The sequence below is a fragment of the Nocardioides sp. Z40_12 genome (genome assembly GCF_058215795.1).
In genome coordinates, this window is record NZ_JBZAJA010000001.1 from 15,582 (window position 1) to 31,679 (window position 16,098).

At 73.1% G+C, this 16,098-nt stretch carries 15 protein-coding genes; 6 read left to right on the forward strand and 9 right to left on the reverse strand.

All coding sequences use genetic code 11. From position 1 onward, the window contains the following. The first annotated feature begins 47 nt into the window (after positions 1-47). Entirely contained in the window at positions 48-824 is a 777-nt protein-coding gene (locus AC4BG9_RS00060; RefSeq protein ID WP_490569039.1) for an NUDIX hydrolase, read from the forward strand. Between the two features lie 7 nt (positions 825-831). Here AC4BG9_RS00060 and AC4BG9_RS00065 read toward each other — a convergent pair whose 3' ends face one another. Both AC4BG9_RS00065 and AC4BG9_RS00070 read right to left on the reverse strand, forming a co-directional pair. Then, entirely contained in the window at positions 832-1,767 is a 936-nt protein-coding gene (locus AC4BG9_RS00065; protein ID WP_490569040.1) for a co-chaperone YbbN, read from the reverse strand. Positions 1,768-1,854: 87 nt separating this feature from the next. Then, on the reverse strand, positions 1,855-3,063 hold the full coding sequence (locus AC4BG9_RS00070) for an acetyl-CoA hydrolase/transferase family protein (protein ID WP_490569041.1): 1,209 nt from the start codon (positions 3,061-3,063) through the stop codon (positions 1,855-1,857). 152 nt (positions 3,064-3,215) lie between these two features. On the opposite strand from AC4BG9_RS00070, the gene AC4BG9_RS00075 reads away from it, so the two are divergent. Then, on the forward strand, positions 3,216-3,953 hold the full coding sequence (locus AC4BG9_RS00075) for an SDR family NAD(P)-dependent oxidoreductase (protein WP_490569042.1): 738 nt from the start codon (positions 3,216-3,218) through the stop codon (positions 3,951-3,953). Positions 3,954-3,980: 27 nt separating this feature from the next. Here the strand turns inward: AC4BG9_RS00075 and AC4BG9_RS00080 are convergent, their stop codons facing one another. From AC4BG9_RS00080 to AC4BG9_RS00095, 4 genes are all read right to left on the reverse strand, one after another. Beyond that, positions 3,981-4,496: a PH domain-containing protein gene (locus AC4BG9_RS00080; protein ID WP_490569043.1), complete on the reverse strand. Its 516-nt coding sequence runs from the start codon at positions 4,494-4,496 to the stop codon at positions 3,981-3,983. Between the two features lie 40 nt (positions 4,497-4,536). Beyond that, positions 4,537-4,704: a hypothetical protein gene (locus tag AC4BG9_RS00085; RefSeq protein ID WP_490569044.1), complete on the reverse strand. Its 168-nt coding sequence runs from the start codon at positions 4,702-4,704 to the stop codon at positions 4,537-4,539. 130 nt (positions 4,705-4,834) lie between these two features. Beyond that, positions 4,835-5,809, reverse strand: coding sequence for a methylmalonyl Co-A mutase-associated GTPase MeaB (gene meaB, locus AC4BG9_RS00090; RefSeq protein WP_490569045.1), 975 nt, complete (start codon positions 5,807-5,809; stop codon positions 4,835-4,837). Continuing rightward, on the reverse strand, positions 5,806-6,999 hold the full coding sequence (locus AC4BG9_RS00095) for an acetyl-CoA C-acetyltransferase (RefSeq protein WP_490569046.1): 1,194 nt from the start codon (positions 6,997-6,999) through the stop codon (positions 5,806-5,808). The genes meaB and AC4BG9_RS00095 overlap by 4 nt, the downstream gene beginning before the upstream one ends. 129 nt (positions 7,000-7,128) lie before the next feature. On the opposite strand from AC4BG9_RS00095, the gene mce reads away from it, so the two are divergent. From mce to AC4BG9_RS00110, 3 genes are all read left to right on the forward strand, one after another. Next, entirely contained in the window at positions 7,129-7,578 is a 450-nt protein-coding gene (gene mce, locus AC4BG9_RS00100) for a methylmalonyl-CoA epimerase (RefSeq protein WP_490569047.1), read from the forward strand. Between the two features lie 185 nt (positions 7,579-7,763). Further along, complete coding sequence (gene ccrA / locus AC4BG9_RS00105; RefSeq protein ID WP_490569048.1) at positions 7,764-9,101, forward strand: crotonyl-CoA carboxylase/reductase; 1,338 nt, start codon at positions 7,764-7,766, stop codon at positions 9,099-9,101. 154 nt (positions 9,102-9,255) lie between these two features. Further along, a complete protein-coding gene (locus tag AC4BG9_RS00110) occupies positions 9,256-10,479 on the forward strand; it encodes a hypothetical protein (protein ID WP_490569049.1) in 1,224 nt (407 codons plus the stop codon). 49 nt (positions 10,480-10,528) lie between these two features. Here the strand turns inward: AC4BG9_RS00110 and AC4BG9_RS00115 are convergent, their stop codons facing one another. Both AC4BG9_RS00115 and AC4BG9_RS00120 read right to left on the reverse strand, forming a co-directional pair. Continuing rightward, a complete protein-coding gene (locus tag AC4BG9_RS00115; protein ID WP_490569050.1) occupies positions 10,529-11,353 on the reverse strand; it encodes an alpha/beta fold hydrolase in 825 nt (274 codons plus the stop codon). 2 nt (positions 11,354-11,355) lie between these two features. Beyond that, positions 11,356-12,117: a hypothetical protein gene (locus AC4BG9_RS00120; protein WP_490569051.1), complete on the reverse strand. Its 762-nt coding sequence runs from the start codon at positions 12,115-12,117 to the stop codon at positions 11,356-11,358. A 194-nt stretch (positions 12,118-12,311) separates the two neighbouring features. Between AC4BG9_RS00120 and AC4BG9_RS00125 the strand changes: the two genes are divergently transcribed. Further along, a complete protein-coding gene (locus AC4BG9_RS00125) occupies positions 12,312-14,753 on the forward strand; it encodes a LuxR C-terminal-related transcriptional regulator (protein ID WP_490569052.1) in 2,442 nt (813 codons plus the stop codon). Positions 14,754-14,783: 30 nt separating this feature from the next. Here the strand turns inward: AC4BG9_RS00125 and AC4BG9_RS00130 are convergent, their stop codons facing one another. Continuing rightward, positions 14,784-15,968, reverse strand: coding sequence for a 3-hydroxyacyl-CoA dehydrogenase NAD-binding domain-containing protein (locus AC4BG9_RS00130; protein ID WP_490569053.1), 1,185 nt, complete (start codon positions 15,966-15,968; stop codon positions 14,784-14,786). Positions 15,969-16,098: the final 130 nt, after the last annotated feature.

Here is a 16,098-nt window from a genome sequence, read left to right on the forward strand (position 1 = left end):
GCCGGCACGGCGAGAGCGGTCACGCGGGCGCGGCTAGGGTGACGCACGTGAGCCCCGAACCCGCTGTGGAGACCGTGAGCGAGGGGGTGGCCCGGGTCTCCTGGCCCGCCGGGCTCGCCGCCGGAGACTTCCGCGCCGCGGTGACCCAGATCAGCCTCGTGGTGGAGCGGGCGCTGACCCGGCACGGCCGGGTGGAGGCGTGGGTGGCTCCCGACGACGTCCTGAGCCAGCGCCTGGCCACCTGGGCGGGCATGCACCGCGAGGGTGTGATGCGCGGCGTCCCCGGCGAGACGGGCGAGTCCGGGGACCGCATCGTCTACGCCCGGCTGGCCACCGACGCGCCCCTCAAGGAGCCGGCCGGCTTCCGCGCCCTGCTCAACTCGTTCCTGCCGCGCAAGCGGGCGATCAGCCAGATGCTGCTGCGCGACGAGGCGGGTCGGGTGCTGATGTGCCGCCTGACCTACAAGGTGGACTGGGACCTTCCCGGCGGTGTGGTCGAGGTCGGCGAGTCGCCCCAGCTGGCCGTCGCCCGCGAGGTCGAGGAGGAGCTCGGGCTGACGGTGCCCCCGGGCCGCCTGCTGCTCACCGACTGGCTCCCGTCCTGGGGCGGCTGGGACGACGCGCTCTGCCTGGTCTTCGACGGCGGGACGGTGGCGGCGTCCGTCCTCGACACGGTGGTCCGCGAGGAGCGCGAGATCGCCGGGGTCCAGTTCTGCACCCCGGACGAGGTGCGCCGTCACGCCGCCGACTTCACCGCCCGGCGCGTCGAGTCGGCGCTGGCTGCGCTCGACGGCGGGCCGGGCTACACCGAGTCCGGTCGCTGAGGCACCCTCAGAAGAGCGCGGACGCCAGGTTCTGGCGGCCCTTGAGGACCCGCGGGTCGTCGTTGCCGACGGCGGCGAAGAGCCCGAGCAGGTGGTCGCGGGCCCGGTCACGCTCCGCGCCGGAGGTGCGGCGCACCAGGTCGACGAGGCGGGCGAAGGCGTCCTCGACGTGGCCGCCCAGCATGTCCAGGTCGGCCACGAGGGTCTGTGCGTCCACGTCGTCCGGGGCCTCGGCCGCCGCCGCCCGGGCGGTGACGAGGTCGACGTCGCGGGTCCGGCGCAGGACCTGGGCCATGGCCAGGCCCGCCGCCGCCTCGGCGTCGGCGGGGTTGGCGTCCACCAGCTTCTGGTACTCCGCGACGGCGCGGTCGATGTCGCCCTCACCCAGGGCGTCCTGGGCGGCGGCGTAGCGGGGGTCGACCTCGACGCCCTCCTCGGCGGCCGCGCTGTGCCGGGGCTGGTGCCGGCCGGTGATGCCCTGCACGGTGAGCTGCTGGGCGACCTGGGTCAGGGCCGTGCGCAGCTCGTCGAGCGGGACCACGTCCTGCAGGAGCGGCATCGGCCGGCCGTCGACCACCGCCACCACCAGCGGGATCGACGGGATCTGCATCGCCTGGGCGATCTCGGGGACCGCGTCGACGTCGACGAGGCCCACGAGGAAGCGGCCCTCGAGCTCGTCGGAGAGGGTGCGCAGGTCGTCGGCGAGCTGGCCGCTCTCGGGCATCCTGGTCCGCGAGTAGAAGACCAGCAGCACCGGCGCCGTCATGGACGCCTCCAGCACCCCCTGGAAGTTCGCCTGGTCCACCTCCACGGCGTAGGCGGAGGTGCCGCCTGCCTGGGCCGCACCCCCGGGCGCGGCGCCGGCGGGCCCGGCGGGAGGTGCGGGGCGCTTGAGCGCCGACAGGTCGATGGCCCCGGGACGAGAGAACGGCTGCTGCGTCATGCCCCCATTGTCGCGGACGGGCCGCGGGCCGCGCAGCGGGGTGGGTCCTTTTCGGACTCCCGCGTCCGGATCCCGGCCCGCGGCGCCTCAGGCGAGACCGAGCTCGGCGGCCTCCTCCCAGAGCTCGTCACGCACCGACGGGTGGGCCGCCTGGGTGATCAGGTTGCGGGCCTGCTCGCGCTGGTCGTGGCCGAAGACCTCCGCGACTCCCTGCTCGGTGACCACCGCGCTCATCTGGAACGAGGTCAGCGGCTCCTCGACCATGGCGACGATGGTCGACAGCTCGGCCTTGGGGTGCCAGGACCGCAGCGCGATCAGGGCCTGTCCGCCGACGCTGTGCAGCGCCCCGACGATGAAGTCGGTCTGGCCCCCGAAGCCGGAGTGGATCCGGGCGTTGATCCGCGAGGCGTTGGCCTGGCCGAACAGGTCGACCTGGAGGGCGGTGTTGACGCTGGTCATCGCGTGGTTGCGGGCGATCCGCGCGGGGTCGTTGGTCGTCTCGGTGCGCAGCATCTCGATCCGGGGGTTGCCGTCGACCCACTCCAGCAGCTCCTCGGAGCCGAAGAGGAACGAGGAGCGGATCGGCACGGAGGTGTCCAGCGCCCCGGCCCGCTCCAGGGCCAGCACGCTGTCGGAGAACATCTCGGTCCAGATCTTCAGGCCGGTGCGCCCGGCGAGGCCGTGCATGGTGGCGTCCGGAACGGCGCCGATGCCCGCCTGCATGGTCGAGCCGTCGCCCACCCGCTCGGCCACCAGGGAGCCGATCAGGGCCGCCGTCTCGTCGACCGGCAGGCCCGCCGCCGTGGGCAGGGCGCCGTCGGCGGTCACCATCAGGTCGATCTGGTCCACCGGGACCAGGGCGTCGGCGTGGGTCCAGGGCATCTCGGAGTTGACCTGGGCGATCACCTTGCCACCGTGGGCACGAGCCGCCTCGATCGCGGCCGGCAGCACGTTGACCTCCACCCCGAGGGAGACGAAGCCGTCGCGCGGCTCGGTGGTGTGCAGCACGACGAGGTCCGGCACCATCAGGCTGTGGAAGAGGGTGGGGACCAGGGAGAGACGCGACGGCACGTAGCGCAGGCGGGGGCTGCGTCGCTGACCGGGACCCACGAACGACGTCTCGAGCATCACCCCCTCACGGTCCGGTAGGCCCGGCTGGCCGTTGAGCGCCCAGAGGCGGTAGCGGTCGAGCCCGGCGTCGACGAGGCCCAGCAGATGCCAGGGGGTCGCGTGGTTGCCGGTCACCACGACACGGGGGTTCTCGGGCAGGGAGGCGAGGAGGTCCTTGAGGGTCACCCGAGCATTCCATCAGGTCTGGACCTGCACTTCCCAGCGACCCACGCACGATGGTAGAAACACCGCACCCGCCTGCTGCCGCAAGACGGGTCATGCCGCACCCGCACGACCGGCTTCTGCTGCCGTGCGTCGGACTTCCTGGAGGGGATGTCGTGATCGACATCGGCTTTGACTTCACCTCTCGACACGTCCTGGTCACCGGCGGCTCCCGTGGTCTCGGCCTGACGGTCGCCCGTGCCTTCCTGGCCGCCGGCGCCCGGGTGTCGGTGACCGGCTGCAAGATCCTGCCGTCGCTCTACGACGCCGACCTGAGCCGCTTCGAGTACCACCAGCTCCGGCTGACCAGCAGCGACGCCATCGACTCCTTCGTCGACCGCATCGGCGCCATCGACGTCCTGGTCAACGCCGCCGGCGCCCGGCTCGACAACACCCTGGAGGCTCACGAGCGCGAGTTCATGGCCCACTCCGCCCGGCTCGGCTTCGTCGGCCCCCTGCGGCTCACCCACCAGCTCCGCCAGCGTCTGTACTCCTCCCCCCTGGGGGGATCGGTGGTCCACACCAGTGCCACCCAGCGCTGGCTGGAGCTGACCCAGACCCCGGCCGACGCGCAGGCCGAGCTGGAGGCCCACACCGAGCGCACGGGCCGGGCCTGGTCCCGCCTGGGGGCGCGCGTCAACACCGTGCTCTGCTCGTCGCGCGTGAGCGTGCCCAGCCAGTCGCGTCACCCCGTGGCGGCGGCCACGGCCCACGAGGGGTCCCTGCTCACCCGCCGCAAGGTGGCGGCCTCGACGGCCACCGCGGAACAGGTGGCGACGGTCGCGCTCTTCCTGGCCAGCAGCGGCGGCCGGTCGATCACCGGGCAGACCCTCCAGGTTGACGCCCACCACTGAGACGGCCCACCTCGCCCGGCCGGGCTCTCAGTTGATGACCTTCGGCCCGCGCAGACCGGATCGCTGGACCACCCGCTGGATGGCGTGGTCGCGCTCGTTGGGCCGGCCGACGAAGCGGATGTCGCGCAGTCCCTGCTCCTGGGCCGCGGACTCGAAGCAGAAGTGCCCGTAGCCGAGGAGGCGTCCCACGAACGGCTTGCTCACCGTGATGTCGAGGATCCGGGAGAGCGGCATCGTGGCGTGCTGGCGGGAGAGCACACCGTGCACCCGGAAGACCCGCATGTTGGTGATCACGAACCGGTCCATGTGCTCACCCAGGGCCAGCCACACCGCGTGCAGGGCGACGGCCGCGGCCACCAGCATCGGCAGCCACGCCAGGTCGACGCGGACGAACGGCGTGGTCGCCAGCAGGGCCCCCGCCGCTAGCCCCTCCAGCGCGGCGCGCACGTAGGCAGTCCAGTGGTGGCGGACCTCGTCGACGACCACCTCGCCCTCGTCGCGCAGGAGGTACTGGCCGATGTCGGGGTCGGTGAGGAAGCCCATCACGGCCGTCCCGGGAGCCGACCCCCGAGGCGCCGGTCCATCACAGGGCGCCGAAGAAGTCGATGATCGCCTCGAAGAGCGAGACGAGCAGCTGCCAGACCGTGGTCGCGGTGGCCTCCGCGGCCCGGGCCAGGCCGCTCGGGTCGGTGAACATCCAGAACCCGAGGAAGACCACGAGCAGGACGAGGAACGTCTTCTTGGGGTTCATCTCCGGGACTCCGTCCGGTTCAGGTCACAGATCGACCCATTGGTACCAGTCGCAGGACCTGGGAGCGGGGAGGCGCGCGGCCCGATCTCGCGCTCTCGCCGCCGACTCCCCCACCAGTCGCCGGCCGCGACTACAGAGCGGCGAGCAGCCGGTCGCCGGCGGCGTACGGATCGAGCCGCCCGGCCGCCACGTCGTCGGCGAGGGCGTCGAGCGAGGCGTGCCCGTGCAGGCCGGCCCAGCGGCCGCGCAGGGCGGCGACCGCGATCGCCTCCACCTCGCGGCGGGCGCGGCGACGGCGCCTGTCCTCGCGCGCCCCGGAGGACCGCGACCAGGCCAGGTGGGCCTCGAGCTGCTCCACGACCTCGGGGATCCCCTCCCCCGCGCGGGCGACGGTGCGGACGATCGGCGGGCGCCAGTCGCCCTCGGCGCGCTGGGTCATCGCGAGCATGGCGCGCAGGTCACGGGCGACCTGGCCGGCGCCGTCGCGGTCCGCCTTGTTGACGACGTAGAGGTCGCCGATCTCCAGGATGCCGGCCTTGGCGGCCTGGATGCCGTCGCCCATCCCGGGGGCCAGCAGCACCACCGTGGTGTCGGCGAGCCCAGCCACCTCGACCTCGCTCTGACCGACGCCCACCGTCTCCACGAGCACCACGTCGAAGCCGGCGGCGTCCAGCACCCGCACGGCCTGGGGGGTCGCCCAGGAGAGTCCGCCGAGGTGACCTCGTGACGCCATCGACCGGATGAAGACGCCGGGGTCGGTCGCGTGGTCCTGCATCCGCACCCGGTCGCCGAGCAGAGCTCCCCCGGAGAACGGGGAGGAGGGGTCGACCGCCAGGACCCCCACCCGGCGCCCGGCCCGGCGCAGCTGCCCGACCAGGGCGCTGGTCGAGGTCGACTTCCCCACCCCTGGCGACCCGGTGAGGCCGACGACGTGGGCCCGGCCGGCGTGCGGCGCGAGCGCGGCCATGGCCTCGCGGAGCAGTGGCGACTCGTCCTCGACCAGCGAGATGAGCCGGGCCACCGCCCTCGGGTCCCCCGCGCGCGCGCCGGAGACGAGAGCGGGGACCGACGCCGTGCGGCGTCGGTCCCCGTTCGTCGGTGTCACGCCTGCGGCACCCGGATGATCAGCGCGTCACCCTGACCGCCACCGCCGCAGAGCGCGGCCGCACCGAGGCCACCGCCGCGACGCTTGAGCTCGAGGGCGAGGTGGAGCACGATCCGGGCACCGGACATGCCGACCGGGTGACCCAGGGCGATGGCGCCGCCGTTGACGTTGACCTTGTCCTCGTCGACGCCGAGCTCGCGGGCCGACGAGATGCCGACCGCGGCGAAGGCCTCGTTGATCTCGAACAGGTCGATGTCCTGGACCGAGACGCCCTCCTTCTCCGCGGCCTTGACGATCGCGGCGGCGGGCTGCAGCTGCAGCGTCGAGTCGGGGCCGGCGACCTGGCCGGAGGCGCCGATCTCGGCGAGCCAGGTCAGGCCCAGCTCCTCGGCCTTGGCCTTGCTCATCACCACGACGGCGCAGGCCCCGTCGGAGATCTGCGAGGCGGAACCAGCGGTGATGGTGCCGTCCTTGGAGAACGCCGGACGCAGGGCACCGAGCGACTCGGCGGTGGTCTCGGCGCGCACACCCTCGTCGGTGTCGACGGTCACCTCGCCGCGGCGCGACTTGACGACGACGGGCACGATCTCGTCGTCGAAGACGCCGTCCTTCTGGGCGACGGCTGCCAGCTTGTGGCTGCGGGCGGCGAAGGTGTCCTGCTCCTCGCGGGTGAGGTTGGCCGAGGCGGCGTTGCACTCCTCGGTGAGCAGGCCCATGGCCTGGCTGGTGAACTGGTCGAAGAGGGCGTCGTAGGCCATCGAGTCGACGAGCGGGGTGTCGCCGTACTTGAAGCCCTCGCGGGACTTCAGGAGCAGGTGCGGGGCCTGGGTCATCGACTCCATGCCGCCGGCCACCACGATCTCGTGCTCGCCCGCGCGGATCAGCTGGTCGGCCAGCGCGATCGCGTTGATGCCCGAGAGGCAGACCTTGTTGATGGTGAGCGCGGGGACGCTCATCGGCACCCCGCCCTTGACCGCGGCCTGGCGCGCGCTGATCTGGCCGGTCCCGGCCTGGATGACGTGGCCCATGATCACGTACTCGACCTGGTCGCCGGTGACACCGGCCCGCTCGAGGGCGCCCTTGATCGCGACACCGCCCAGCTCGGCCGCGGACTGGTCCTTGAGACCACCGAGGAGGCGTCCGATGGGGGTGCGTGCCCCGGCGACGATGACGGAAGTGTGGCTCGACATGCTGGGAAGCCTCCTGTGCTGGCGGGTGAAGTCGTGGCGAGCCTAACCCCACCACCGGCCACCCCCACGGGTGTCCCTGATGTGGACCTCCCGGCCCTGCCCCCACGGCGACAGGTGAACATAGGCCTCATGAGCGCACCCCTGGAGATCCCCGACCACCTGTTCACCGCCATCGACCACGTGGGCATCGCCGTCCCCGACCTGGACGAGGCGATCGCCTTCTACCGCGACACCTTCGGCATGCGGGTGACCCACGAGGAGACCAACGAGGAGCAGGGCGTCCGCGAGGCCATGGTCGCGGTCGGCGACTCCGGCTCGGCCATCCAGCTCCTGGCCCCCCTGGACGAGACCTCGACGATCGCGAAGTTCCTCGCGCGCTCCGGGCCGGGGCTCCAGCAGCTCGCCTACCGCGTCACCGACGTGGAGGCGGTCAGCGAGATCCTGCGCAGCCGCGGCGTCCGCCTCCTCTACGACGCACCCCGGCGCGGCACGGCCGGCTCCCGGATCAACTTCGTGCACCCCAAGGACGCCGGCGGGGTCCTCGTCGAGCTGGTGGAGCCCGCAGGCGACGGCCACTGAGCGCCTCACCGGAGCCGGACGGGACGATCGGCACACTGCTTCTGTGCGCTCCGCCGTGGTCGGCCGGCGCCCGGACGGCCTAGCGTAGGTATGACGTGGCCCACAAAGGGTTACAGCACGGTTACCGGCGGGTAATCTTCCGCCCACCACTCCCCGCGTGACCCCAGTTCTAGGAGACCAGACAAGTGCAGAACATCCTCGATGCCATCCTCGCCGGTGACACGGCGCCGGAGGACTTCGCCAACCTCGAGCTGCCCGAGTCCTACCGTGCCGCGACGGTGCACAAGGACGAGGTCGACATGTTCGAGGGCGTGGCCACCCGGGACAAGGACCCGCGCAAGTCGCTCCACGTGGAGGACGTCGCCATGCCCGAGCTCGGCCCGGGCGAGGCGCTGGTCGCGGTGATGGCCAGCGCCATCAACTACAACACCGTGTGGACCTCGATCTTCGAGCCCGTCTCCACCTTCGGCTTCCTGGAGCGCTACGGCCGTCTCAGCCCGCTGACCAAGCGCCACGACCTGCCCTACCACGTGGTGGGCTCGGACCTCTCCGGCGTCGTCCTGAAGACCGGGCCGGGCGTGACCAAGTGGAAGCCGGGCACCGAGGTCGTCGCGCACTGCCTCTCGGTCGAGCTCGAGGGCCCCGAGGGCCACGACGACACGATGATGGACCCCGAGCAGCGCATCTGGGGCTTCGAGACCAACTTCGGGGGCCTCGCCCACGTCGCCCTGGTCAAGGCCAACCAGCTCATGCCGAAGCCGGCGCACCTCACCTGGGAGGAGGCCGCCTCCCCCGGGCTCGTCAACTCCACCGCCTACCGCCAGCTGGTCTCCAAGAACGGCGGCGCCATGAAGCAGGGCGACAACGTCCTGGTCTGGGGCGCCTCGGGCGGTCTCGGCGGCTTCGCCACCCAGTACGCCCTCAACGGCGGCGCCACCCCGATCTGCGTGGTATCCAACGAGGAGAAGGCCAAGATCGCCCGCTCCATGGGAGCCGAGCTGATCATCAACCGCTCCGAGGAGAACTACCAGTTCTGGAAGGACGAGCACACCCAGGACCCGAAGGAGTGGAAGCGGTTCGGCGCCAAGATCCGTGAGCTCACCGGCGGCGAGGACATCGACATCGTCTTCGAGCACCCCGGCCGCGAGACCTTCGGCGCCTCGGTCTACGTGACCCGCAAGGGCGGCACCATCACCACCTGCGCCTCCACCACGGGCTACATGCACGAGTACGACAACCGCTACCTGTGGATGAACCTCAAGCGGATCGTCTCCTCGCACTTCGCCAACTACCGCGAGTCGTGGGAGGCCAACCGGCTGATCGCCAGGGGCAAGATCCACCCGACCGTCTCCAAGACCTACACCCTCGACGAGGTCGGTCAGGCGTCGCTCGACGTCCACCGCAACGCCCACCAGGGCAAGGTCGGCGTCCTGTGCCTCGCGCCCCAGGAGGGCATGGGCGTGCGCGACGAGGAGATGCGCGCCGAGCACATCACCGCCATCAACCGGTTCCGCGGCGTCTGAGCCCACCTCCCCCACGGCGGGACGCGCACCCCGGTTCGCGAGCGACTTCTCACACCGAGATGTCCCGCGAGCCGGGGTGTTTCCTGTTGGGCCGATCCGTCACACTGGGGGTCAGCACCGAGCACGCACCGACCCCAGAAAGGGTGCCCCGCACATGAGCCGCGACGAGGGCCTGTCCATCTTCGACCAGGACGACTCCACAGATCCCTCCGACGACGCGCCCACCCAGCGCATCGACGTCGTGCCCGGGACACCCGCGTCGGCGACTCCCGCGGCCGAACGCACCCAGGTGCAACCGGCGGTGCCCACCGCTGCGGCTCCGGCTCCGGCCCGGCCGAGTCCCACCACGAGCGCCACGAGCATCCCGGGCGGCACGGCGCTGCCGACGCTCCCGACGCTCCCGATGGTGCGTCGTGGCGGCTACGACAAGGAGGCGGTCGACCAGGCGCTGAAGCGCCTGCTCGCCGAGCGGTCGGCGGCAGCCACGGCCCGCACCGCCGCCGAGCAGCGGGTCCGGACGCTCGAGGAGGAGATGGAGCAGCTGCGCCGCTCCCTGGCCGAGGCGGAGAACCCGACCTACGCCGGCCTGGGGGGCCGTGCCGCGTCCATGCTCAAGCTGGCCGAGGACGAGGCTGCCGACGTCCGCGCGGCTGCCGAGCGCGACGCCCAGGACATCCGCGACCAGGCGCACCGCGACGGACGCGCCATCAAGGCCGAGGCGGCCCGCGAGGCCGAGGACATGCGCATCGTCCAGCTCAAGGAGCTGGAGGAGAGCCGCACCCGGATCCTGGCCGACGCCGAGCAGGAGCGGTCCCTGGCCCGCAGCGAGGCCGAGGACCTCCGCGCCTCCGCGCAGCGCGAGGCCGAGCAGCTCCGGCTGGCGGCCCAGCAGGAGACCAACGACCTGCGCACCACCGCCAAGCGCGAGGCCGAGCAGGCCCGCGCCGCCGCCGACCGGGAGGTGCAGGAGGCCCGGCGCACCCTGGCGGTGGAGAAGGAGCGCCTTGCCCGGGAGGCCACCGAGCACCACTCCAACGCCACCGCGGAGACGGCCCGCCTGGTCAAGGAGGCCGAGGAGCGCGCCACCGCCGCCGAGAAGCGGGCCCGCGAGGCCATCGCCCAGGCGACCAGCCAGCGTCAGCAGGCCCAGACCGAGGCCGACGCGATGCTCGCGAGGGCCCGGCGGGAGGCCCAGCAGATCGTCACCTCCGCCAAGACCCAGGCCGAGTCGATCGCGGCGAGCGGACACGCCGAGGCGGAGCGCGAGCTGGCCGCCATCAAGGCCGAGGTCGACCGGATGTCCAAGCGCCGCGACGCGATCACCGCCCAGCTGGGCGCCCTGCGCGACGTGGTGGCGGGCTTCGCCTCCGACGAGTAGTCCTGACCGGGTCCTGGCGGGGCGCCGGGTCCTGGCGGGGCACCGGCTCCTAGCGGGGCGCCGGGTCGAGGCCGAGGAAGCGCGAGAGCACCTCGAAGAAGACCTCGGGCCGCTCGGAGTGGACCCAGTGCCCGGCGTTCTTCACCGTCACCCGCCGCGCCCGGGGGAAGAGGCGCTCCATCGCGTCCGCGTGCTCGTCGCGGACGTAGTGGGAGTCCGCGCCGGCCACCCAGAGCACGGGCCCGTCGTAGGGCGGCAGGTCGGCGGCGGCCGCCTCCGGCCACCCCCCGATCACGTCGAGCCGGCGCCCGAGCAGGTCGAGGTTGAGCTGCCAGCGCCACCCGTCGCCGTCCCGGCGCAGGTTCTGCAGCAGGAAGCTGCGCACCGCAGGGTCGGGGACGGCGGGGGCCAGCAGGTCGTCCGCCTCGTCACGCCGGCCGAGGCCGTCGAGGTCGATCGCCAGCATCGCCTCGACGAAGCCGGCGAACTCCCCCACCCGCTGGTAGACGACGGGGGCGATGTCGACCACGCAGAGGCGCTCGACCCGCTCGGGATGACGCAACGCCGCCAGCATCGCGACCTTCCCGCCCATGGAGTGCCCGACCAGGGCGGCCGGAGCGGCGGGGTCGAGGAGCCCGGCGACCCGGTCGGCGTCGGCGACCAGGTCGACGTCGGGGGTCCAGGGAGACCGGCCGTGGTTGGGCAGGTCGACCAGGGTGACCCGGCGTCCGGCCGCGGCGGTCCGCTTGCCGATCCCGGTCCAGTTGCGTCCCTGGCCGAAGAGGCCGTGGCAGAAGACCACGGGTGCACCGCTGTCGCCGAGGTCGAGAGTGTGCAGGTCGTCGGGGCCCCCCGCGGGGGTCTGCGGCGCCACGCTCAGAAGTCGAAGCCGTCGAACAGGTCGCCGATGCCCTCGCCGATGCCGCCCAGCATGTCGCCGACCCCCTCGCCGAGGGCGCCGAGGCCATCGCCCAGCCCGTCGAGGCCGCCGCTGAACATCATGCCCATGAACATCCACTGCATGGGCCCGAAGCCGCCGTAGTAGCCCATCGCGTAGGGCTGGTAGGCCCGGCCCCCCTGCCAGTACGGGACCCGCTGGGTGCCGACCATCACCTTGCGCACGTCCGGCTCGGCCCCGGCGCGGACGCGCTCGGCGTCCAGGGCGCAGGCCGGGACCTCACGGGGGGCGCCACCGGGGGGCGTCCAGGAGACGTCACCGACGGAGAGCCCGTGGCGCGGGTCGAAGAAGCAGGGCGGACGGCGCGTGGGCAGCGGCTCACCGGCGACCCGGGCCCGGACGCACGCCATCGCGTAGCGACCGTCCTCGAGGATCTGGGTGACGTTCTTGACCTGGTCGGGCGCGGTCAGCCTCTCGGTGGCGGCCTTGGCCGACTCGTAGTCGTCCAGGGCCCGCTGGTAGTCGGCGCGGGCTCCGGCGTCGAGCTCCCGGCCGCTCATGTCCAGGTCGAGCTCCTGAAGCTCCACGCCCAGGGCGGTGACGTCCTCGTCGACCAGCTGCCGGACCGGGGCGAGCTCGGCCGCGGCCTTCTGCTCCTGGCGACGGCGCGAGGCACGGGAGCCGACCACGACAGCTCCGACGGCGGCCGCGACGATCAGCAGGACGAGGAGGAGATCCATGACTCCAGCCTACGCGGGCGACGGAAGGACGTGGGGTCCTCGACCGGTGCCGGCCGGGCCCTGCTCACGGGGTCCGGCCCGTCCCCCGATCGGGCCGGCTCCCCTGAGCGTGCCCCCACCCTCTCCCGCGCCGGGGCCGGTGCGCATCCGTAGTCCTACGTAATCGCCGCGCGGATAGCGATAAGATCCCGGAGATGCTGACACCGTGCGTGGGCAGGGAGGAGACCCGGGCAGCCCTGGAGGGCGCCCTGGCGTCCTCACGCTGGGTCAGCCTCGTGGGCCCTCCGGGATGCGGCAAGACGCTCCTGGTGCGTCACCTGATGCACGGCCGGCGAGACGTCGCCTGGGTCAACGCCGCAGGTCTGCGCCGCACCGAGGACGTGCTCGTCGCCTGCCTGCGCGTGCTGGACGCGGAGTCCGCCCCCGGGGACAGCCTCGAGGGAGCGCTGCGTCGCGCGGTGGACGGCACCGACACGGTCCTGGTCGTCGACGGGCTCGAGGGCGGTCACGAGGAGCTGGGCGCCTGCCTCCAGCAGCTGGTCGAGACGACCAGCTGCGTACGCCTCGCGGTGACCGCGCGCGGCATGTCCGGACAGCCGCTGGAGCACGTGCTGCGCCTGGGGCCCCTCCCGGTGCCGGGCCCGCGGGACCCGCTGGCCGGACCGGCCTTCGAGCTGTTGTGCACCCGGATCGCCTCGGCCGGCGGCCGCACCCAGGACCTGGTCGGGCACGAGCCTGCGGTACGCCGCCTGCTCCGGGCGACGGGCGGTCTTCCGCTGATCATCGAGCAGACGGCCGTCCAGATCGCCCTGCTCGGCGTCACCAACGCGACCCCCGCCGCCTCCCTGGCCACCGCGGTGCAGGGCTCCTACGACCTGCTCGACCCGGCTCGGCAGCGGTGCTTCCGGCGGCTCTCGCTGATGCAGTTCCCGGTCTCGATCGAGGTGCTGGGCGCGATCACCGGGACGGACCGCGCGGAGGCGGCCTCGCTGGCCGCCGGGCTGGCCCGGGCCAGCCTGGTGGAGGTCCTGCCCGACGGCCGGTTCGACATGCTCTCCCCCATCCGGCACCACGGCGCCCGGCTGGCCGACGAGCACGGGGACGGGCCCGAGTCCCTGCGGGCCCTGATGGCCTGGGCGGACCGGGTGGCCCCCGACCACACCAACTTCGGCGCCGGGGACGCGCCCTGGTTGCCCGACCTCCCGGCGATGCGCGCCGCCATCTCGGCGGCTGCCGCGGACGCCGAGACCCGCGACCTCGGCTACCAGCTCGCCAACCGCGTCTTCTCCTCCCTCTACACCGCGATGCGGGCCCGGGAGGCCGTCGAGATCCTGGAGGGGGTGCTGGTCAGCGGCGACGGGCCTGGAGCCATCGGCGCCCAGGTCGCCCGTCGGGCGGGCATCGCGGCCTCCGAGGTCCGGGGCACCTACGAGGGACTCTGGCTGCTCGACCGCGCCGACGAGCACGCCCGGGCCGCCGCCGAGCCCTCGCTGGAGCTCGCGCGCACCGCCTCGATCCGGGCCGAGATGCACCTGGACGCCGGAGACTTCACGCGCGCCGAGGCCGAGGCCCGCCGCGCCATGGAGCTGGACACCACGGGGCGGCTGATCGGCAGGCAGGCGACCCGGACCCTCGTCGACGTCCTGGTCTCGCGGGGCGAGCTGGCCGCGGCCACGCTCCTGGCCGGCGAGATCATCCCGACCCACGACGGCAACGACGAGCCGTGGATCAGCCTCTCGGCCCGCACCCTGCTGGGTCGGGTGGCCCTGGAGCAGGGACGGCTCGCCGAGGCCGAGGCGGCCGCCCGCACGGTGGTCGCGGCGTCCCGGGAGCTGGCCGAGGACCGGGTCCGGCTGCTGGCCGAGACCCTGCTGCGCCAGGTCGATCCCGACGCCCCGGTCACCACCACCGACCGGGAGAGCCTGCCCTGGGCGGTGCGGCTCCCGGTGCTCGTCCAGGACGCCCGGGACCTGCTGGAGGCCGGGGACGCGGCCCACGCCGCGGGACTCGCCGCCGACGTCGTGGTCCTGGCCGACAGCAGCCTGCTGGGTCGTGACGCGGTGGAGGCCAGGCTCATCCTGGCCCACGCGCTGCTCGCCGACGGGGACACGTGCCAGAGCACCCACACCCTGCTGGCCGGGCTCGAGCGCACCGTGACGATGCCGATGCCGCTGCGAGCCGCCGACGTGCTGGACGCCCTGGGCGCGATCGCCGCGCCCGCGGACCACCGCGACGCCCGGCACCTGGCGGCCGCGGCGACCGAGCTGCGGCGGCCCCGCCATGCGGTCCCCTGGGGCTTCACGGCGAAGTGCCGCACCGTCCCCGGACGGTCCGCGCCGACGGGGTGGATCGAGGACGGGCACCTGAGCACGACGGGGCTGGGCGAGGTCAGCGCCCTGATGACCGCGCTGGTGCAGCCGGGCGCGGCCCCCGAGGGGCCCTCCCCCCTCGGGCAGCTGACGCCGGCGGAGCGGGAGGTGGCCGACCGGGTCGCCCACGGCCTGACCAGCCGCCGGATCGCGGAGGAGCTCTTCGTCTCCCCCAGGACGGTGGACACCCACCTGACGAACATCTACCGCAAGCTCGGGATCAACACCCGGGCCCGGCTCGCCGCGATGGTGGCCGACACCCGCTGAACGGGCCGCGGCCACCACCGCGGGGTGCGACTAGGAGTAGTCGTGGAAGCCGCGCTTGGTCTTGCGGCCCAGGCGCCCCTCCGCGACGACCTGCTCGAGCAGCGCGGCGGGGGCGAAGCCGGCGTGCTTGAACTCGGCGTGGAGCTCCTTCTGGATCGCCAGCGAGACGTCGTTGCCGACCACGTCGAGCAGCTCGAAGGGACCCATCGGGAAGCCCGCCTGCTCCTTGACCGCGGTGTCGATGGTCGCCATCTCGGCCTGGTTGCTCTCGAGCATCTTCACCGCGTCGTTGAGGTACGGGAAGAGCAGGGCGTTGACGATGAAGCCGGCCCGGTCACCGCAGGAGACCGCGACCTTGCCGACCTCGGCGCAGAGCGCGCGGACCGTCTCGTCGACGGCCGGGTCGGTGAGCTCGGTGGTGACCACCTCGACCAGCTTCATCACCGGGGCGGGGTTGAAGAAGTGCATCCCGATGACCCACTCCGGACGCGCCGTGGCGGCCGCGCACTGCGAGATGGGCAGCGAGGAGGTGGTGGTGGCCAGGATCGCGCCCGGCTTGCAGATGCGGTCCAGGTCGGCGAAGAGCTCGGTCTTGACCGCCAGGTCCTCCGCGATCGCCTCGACCACCAGGTCGACGTCGGCGAGCGCCTCGCGCTCGGTCGCGCCGGTGAGCCGGCCGAGCACCTCGGCCTTGGTCGCCTCGTCGAGCTTGCCGCGCGCGATCGCCTTGTCCAGCGACTTGGTGATCAGGGCCACGACGCCGTCGAGCTTCTCCTGGCTGCGGCCGACGTAGACCACCGGGTAGCCGCTCTTGGCGAAGACCTCGACGATGCCCGAGGCCATCGTGCCGGTGCCGACCACCCCGACCGTGCGGATCTCGTGCCGCAGCTGCGGCTGCGCGGCGGCGCCGGTGCCGTCCTGGGAGTCGACCGTGCCGGCGCCCGCGGCGACCAGGCTCTCCAGCAGCTCAGCGGGCCGGTGCAGCTCGTCCTGGGTCTCGGCGTACATCGCGGCGAGCTGGTCGCGCACGCTCTCCGGGCCGAGCTCCTCGACGGTGCTGAGGGGGCCCTGGGGGTAGCCGCAGCCGAAGCGCATGGCGGCGTCGATGTCGGCGCGCGAGGCGTAGCCCTCGGCGTACATCCGGAGCGCGTGGTTGAGGTAGGGCAGGACCAGCGTGCTGCTGATCTGCTCGTGGGAGGCGGCTGTCTCAGTCATGGCGGCATGATGACACGCAGCTACTGGCCGGTAGCGCAGGCTCAGCTCGTGAACGAGCACGAGTCGCACCATTCGTCCGATAAACGGACGGGCTTGCAGATCCTGTGCTCGCGACCCGCGCGCGCCGGTC

What these genes read in the sequence shown, in the direction of transcription:
- AC4BG9_RS00065 (WP_490569040.1), bottom strand. Translation starts at nt 1,767, where the DNA reads ATGACGCAGCAGCCGTTCTCTCGTCCCGGGGCCATCGACCTGTCGGCG.
- AC4BG9_RS00080 (WP_490569043.1), bottom strand. Translation starts at nt 4,496, where the DNA reads ATGGGCTTCCTCACCGACCCCGACATCGGCCAGTACCTCCTGCGCGAC.
- AC4BG9_RS00085 (WP_490569044.1), bottom strand. Translation starts at nt 4,704, where the DNA reads ATGAACCCCAAGAAGACGTTCCTCGTCCTGCTCGTGGTCTTCCTCGGG.
- AC4BG9_RS00095 (WP_490569046.1), bottom strand. Translation starts at nt 6,999, where the DNA reads ATGTCGAGCCACACTTCCGTCATCGTCGCCGGGGCACGCACCCCCATC.
- mce (WP_490569047.1), top strand. Translation starts at nt 7,129, where the DNA reads ATGAGCGCACCCCTGGAGATCCCCGACCACCTGTTCACCGCCATCGAC.
- AC4BG9_RS00110 (WP_490569049.1), top strand. Translation starts at nt 9,256, where the DNA reads ATGAGCCGCGACGAGGGCCTGTCCATCTTCGACCAGGACGACTCCACA.
- AC4BG9_RS00120 (WP_490569051.1), bottom strand. Translation starts at nt 12,117, where the DNA reads ATGGATCTCCTCCTCGTCCTGCTGATCGTCGCGGCCGCCGTCGGAGCT.
- AC4BG9_RS00125 (WP_490569052.1), top strand. Translation starts at nt 12,312, where the DNA reads ATGCTGACACCGTGCGTGGGCAGGGAGGAGACCCGGGCAGCCCTGGAG.
- AC4BG9_RS00130 (WP_490569053.1), bottom strand. Translation starts at nt 15,968, where the DNA reads ATGACTGAGACAGCCGCCTCCCACGAGCAGATCAGCAGCACGCTGGTC.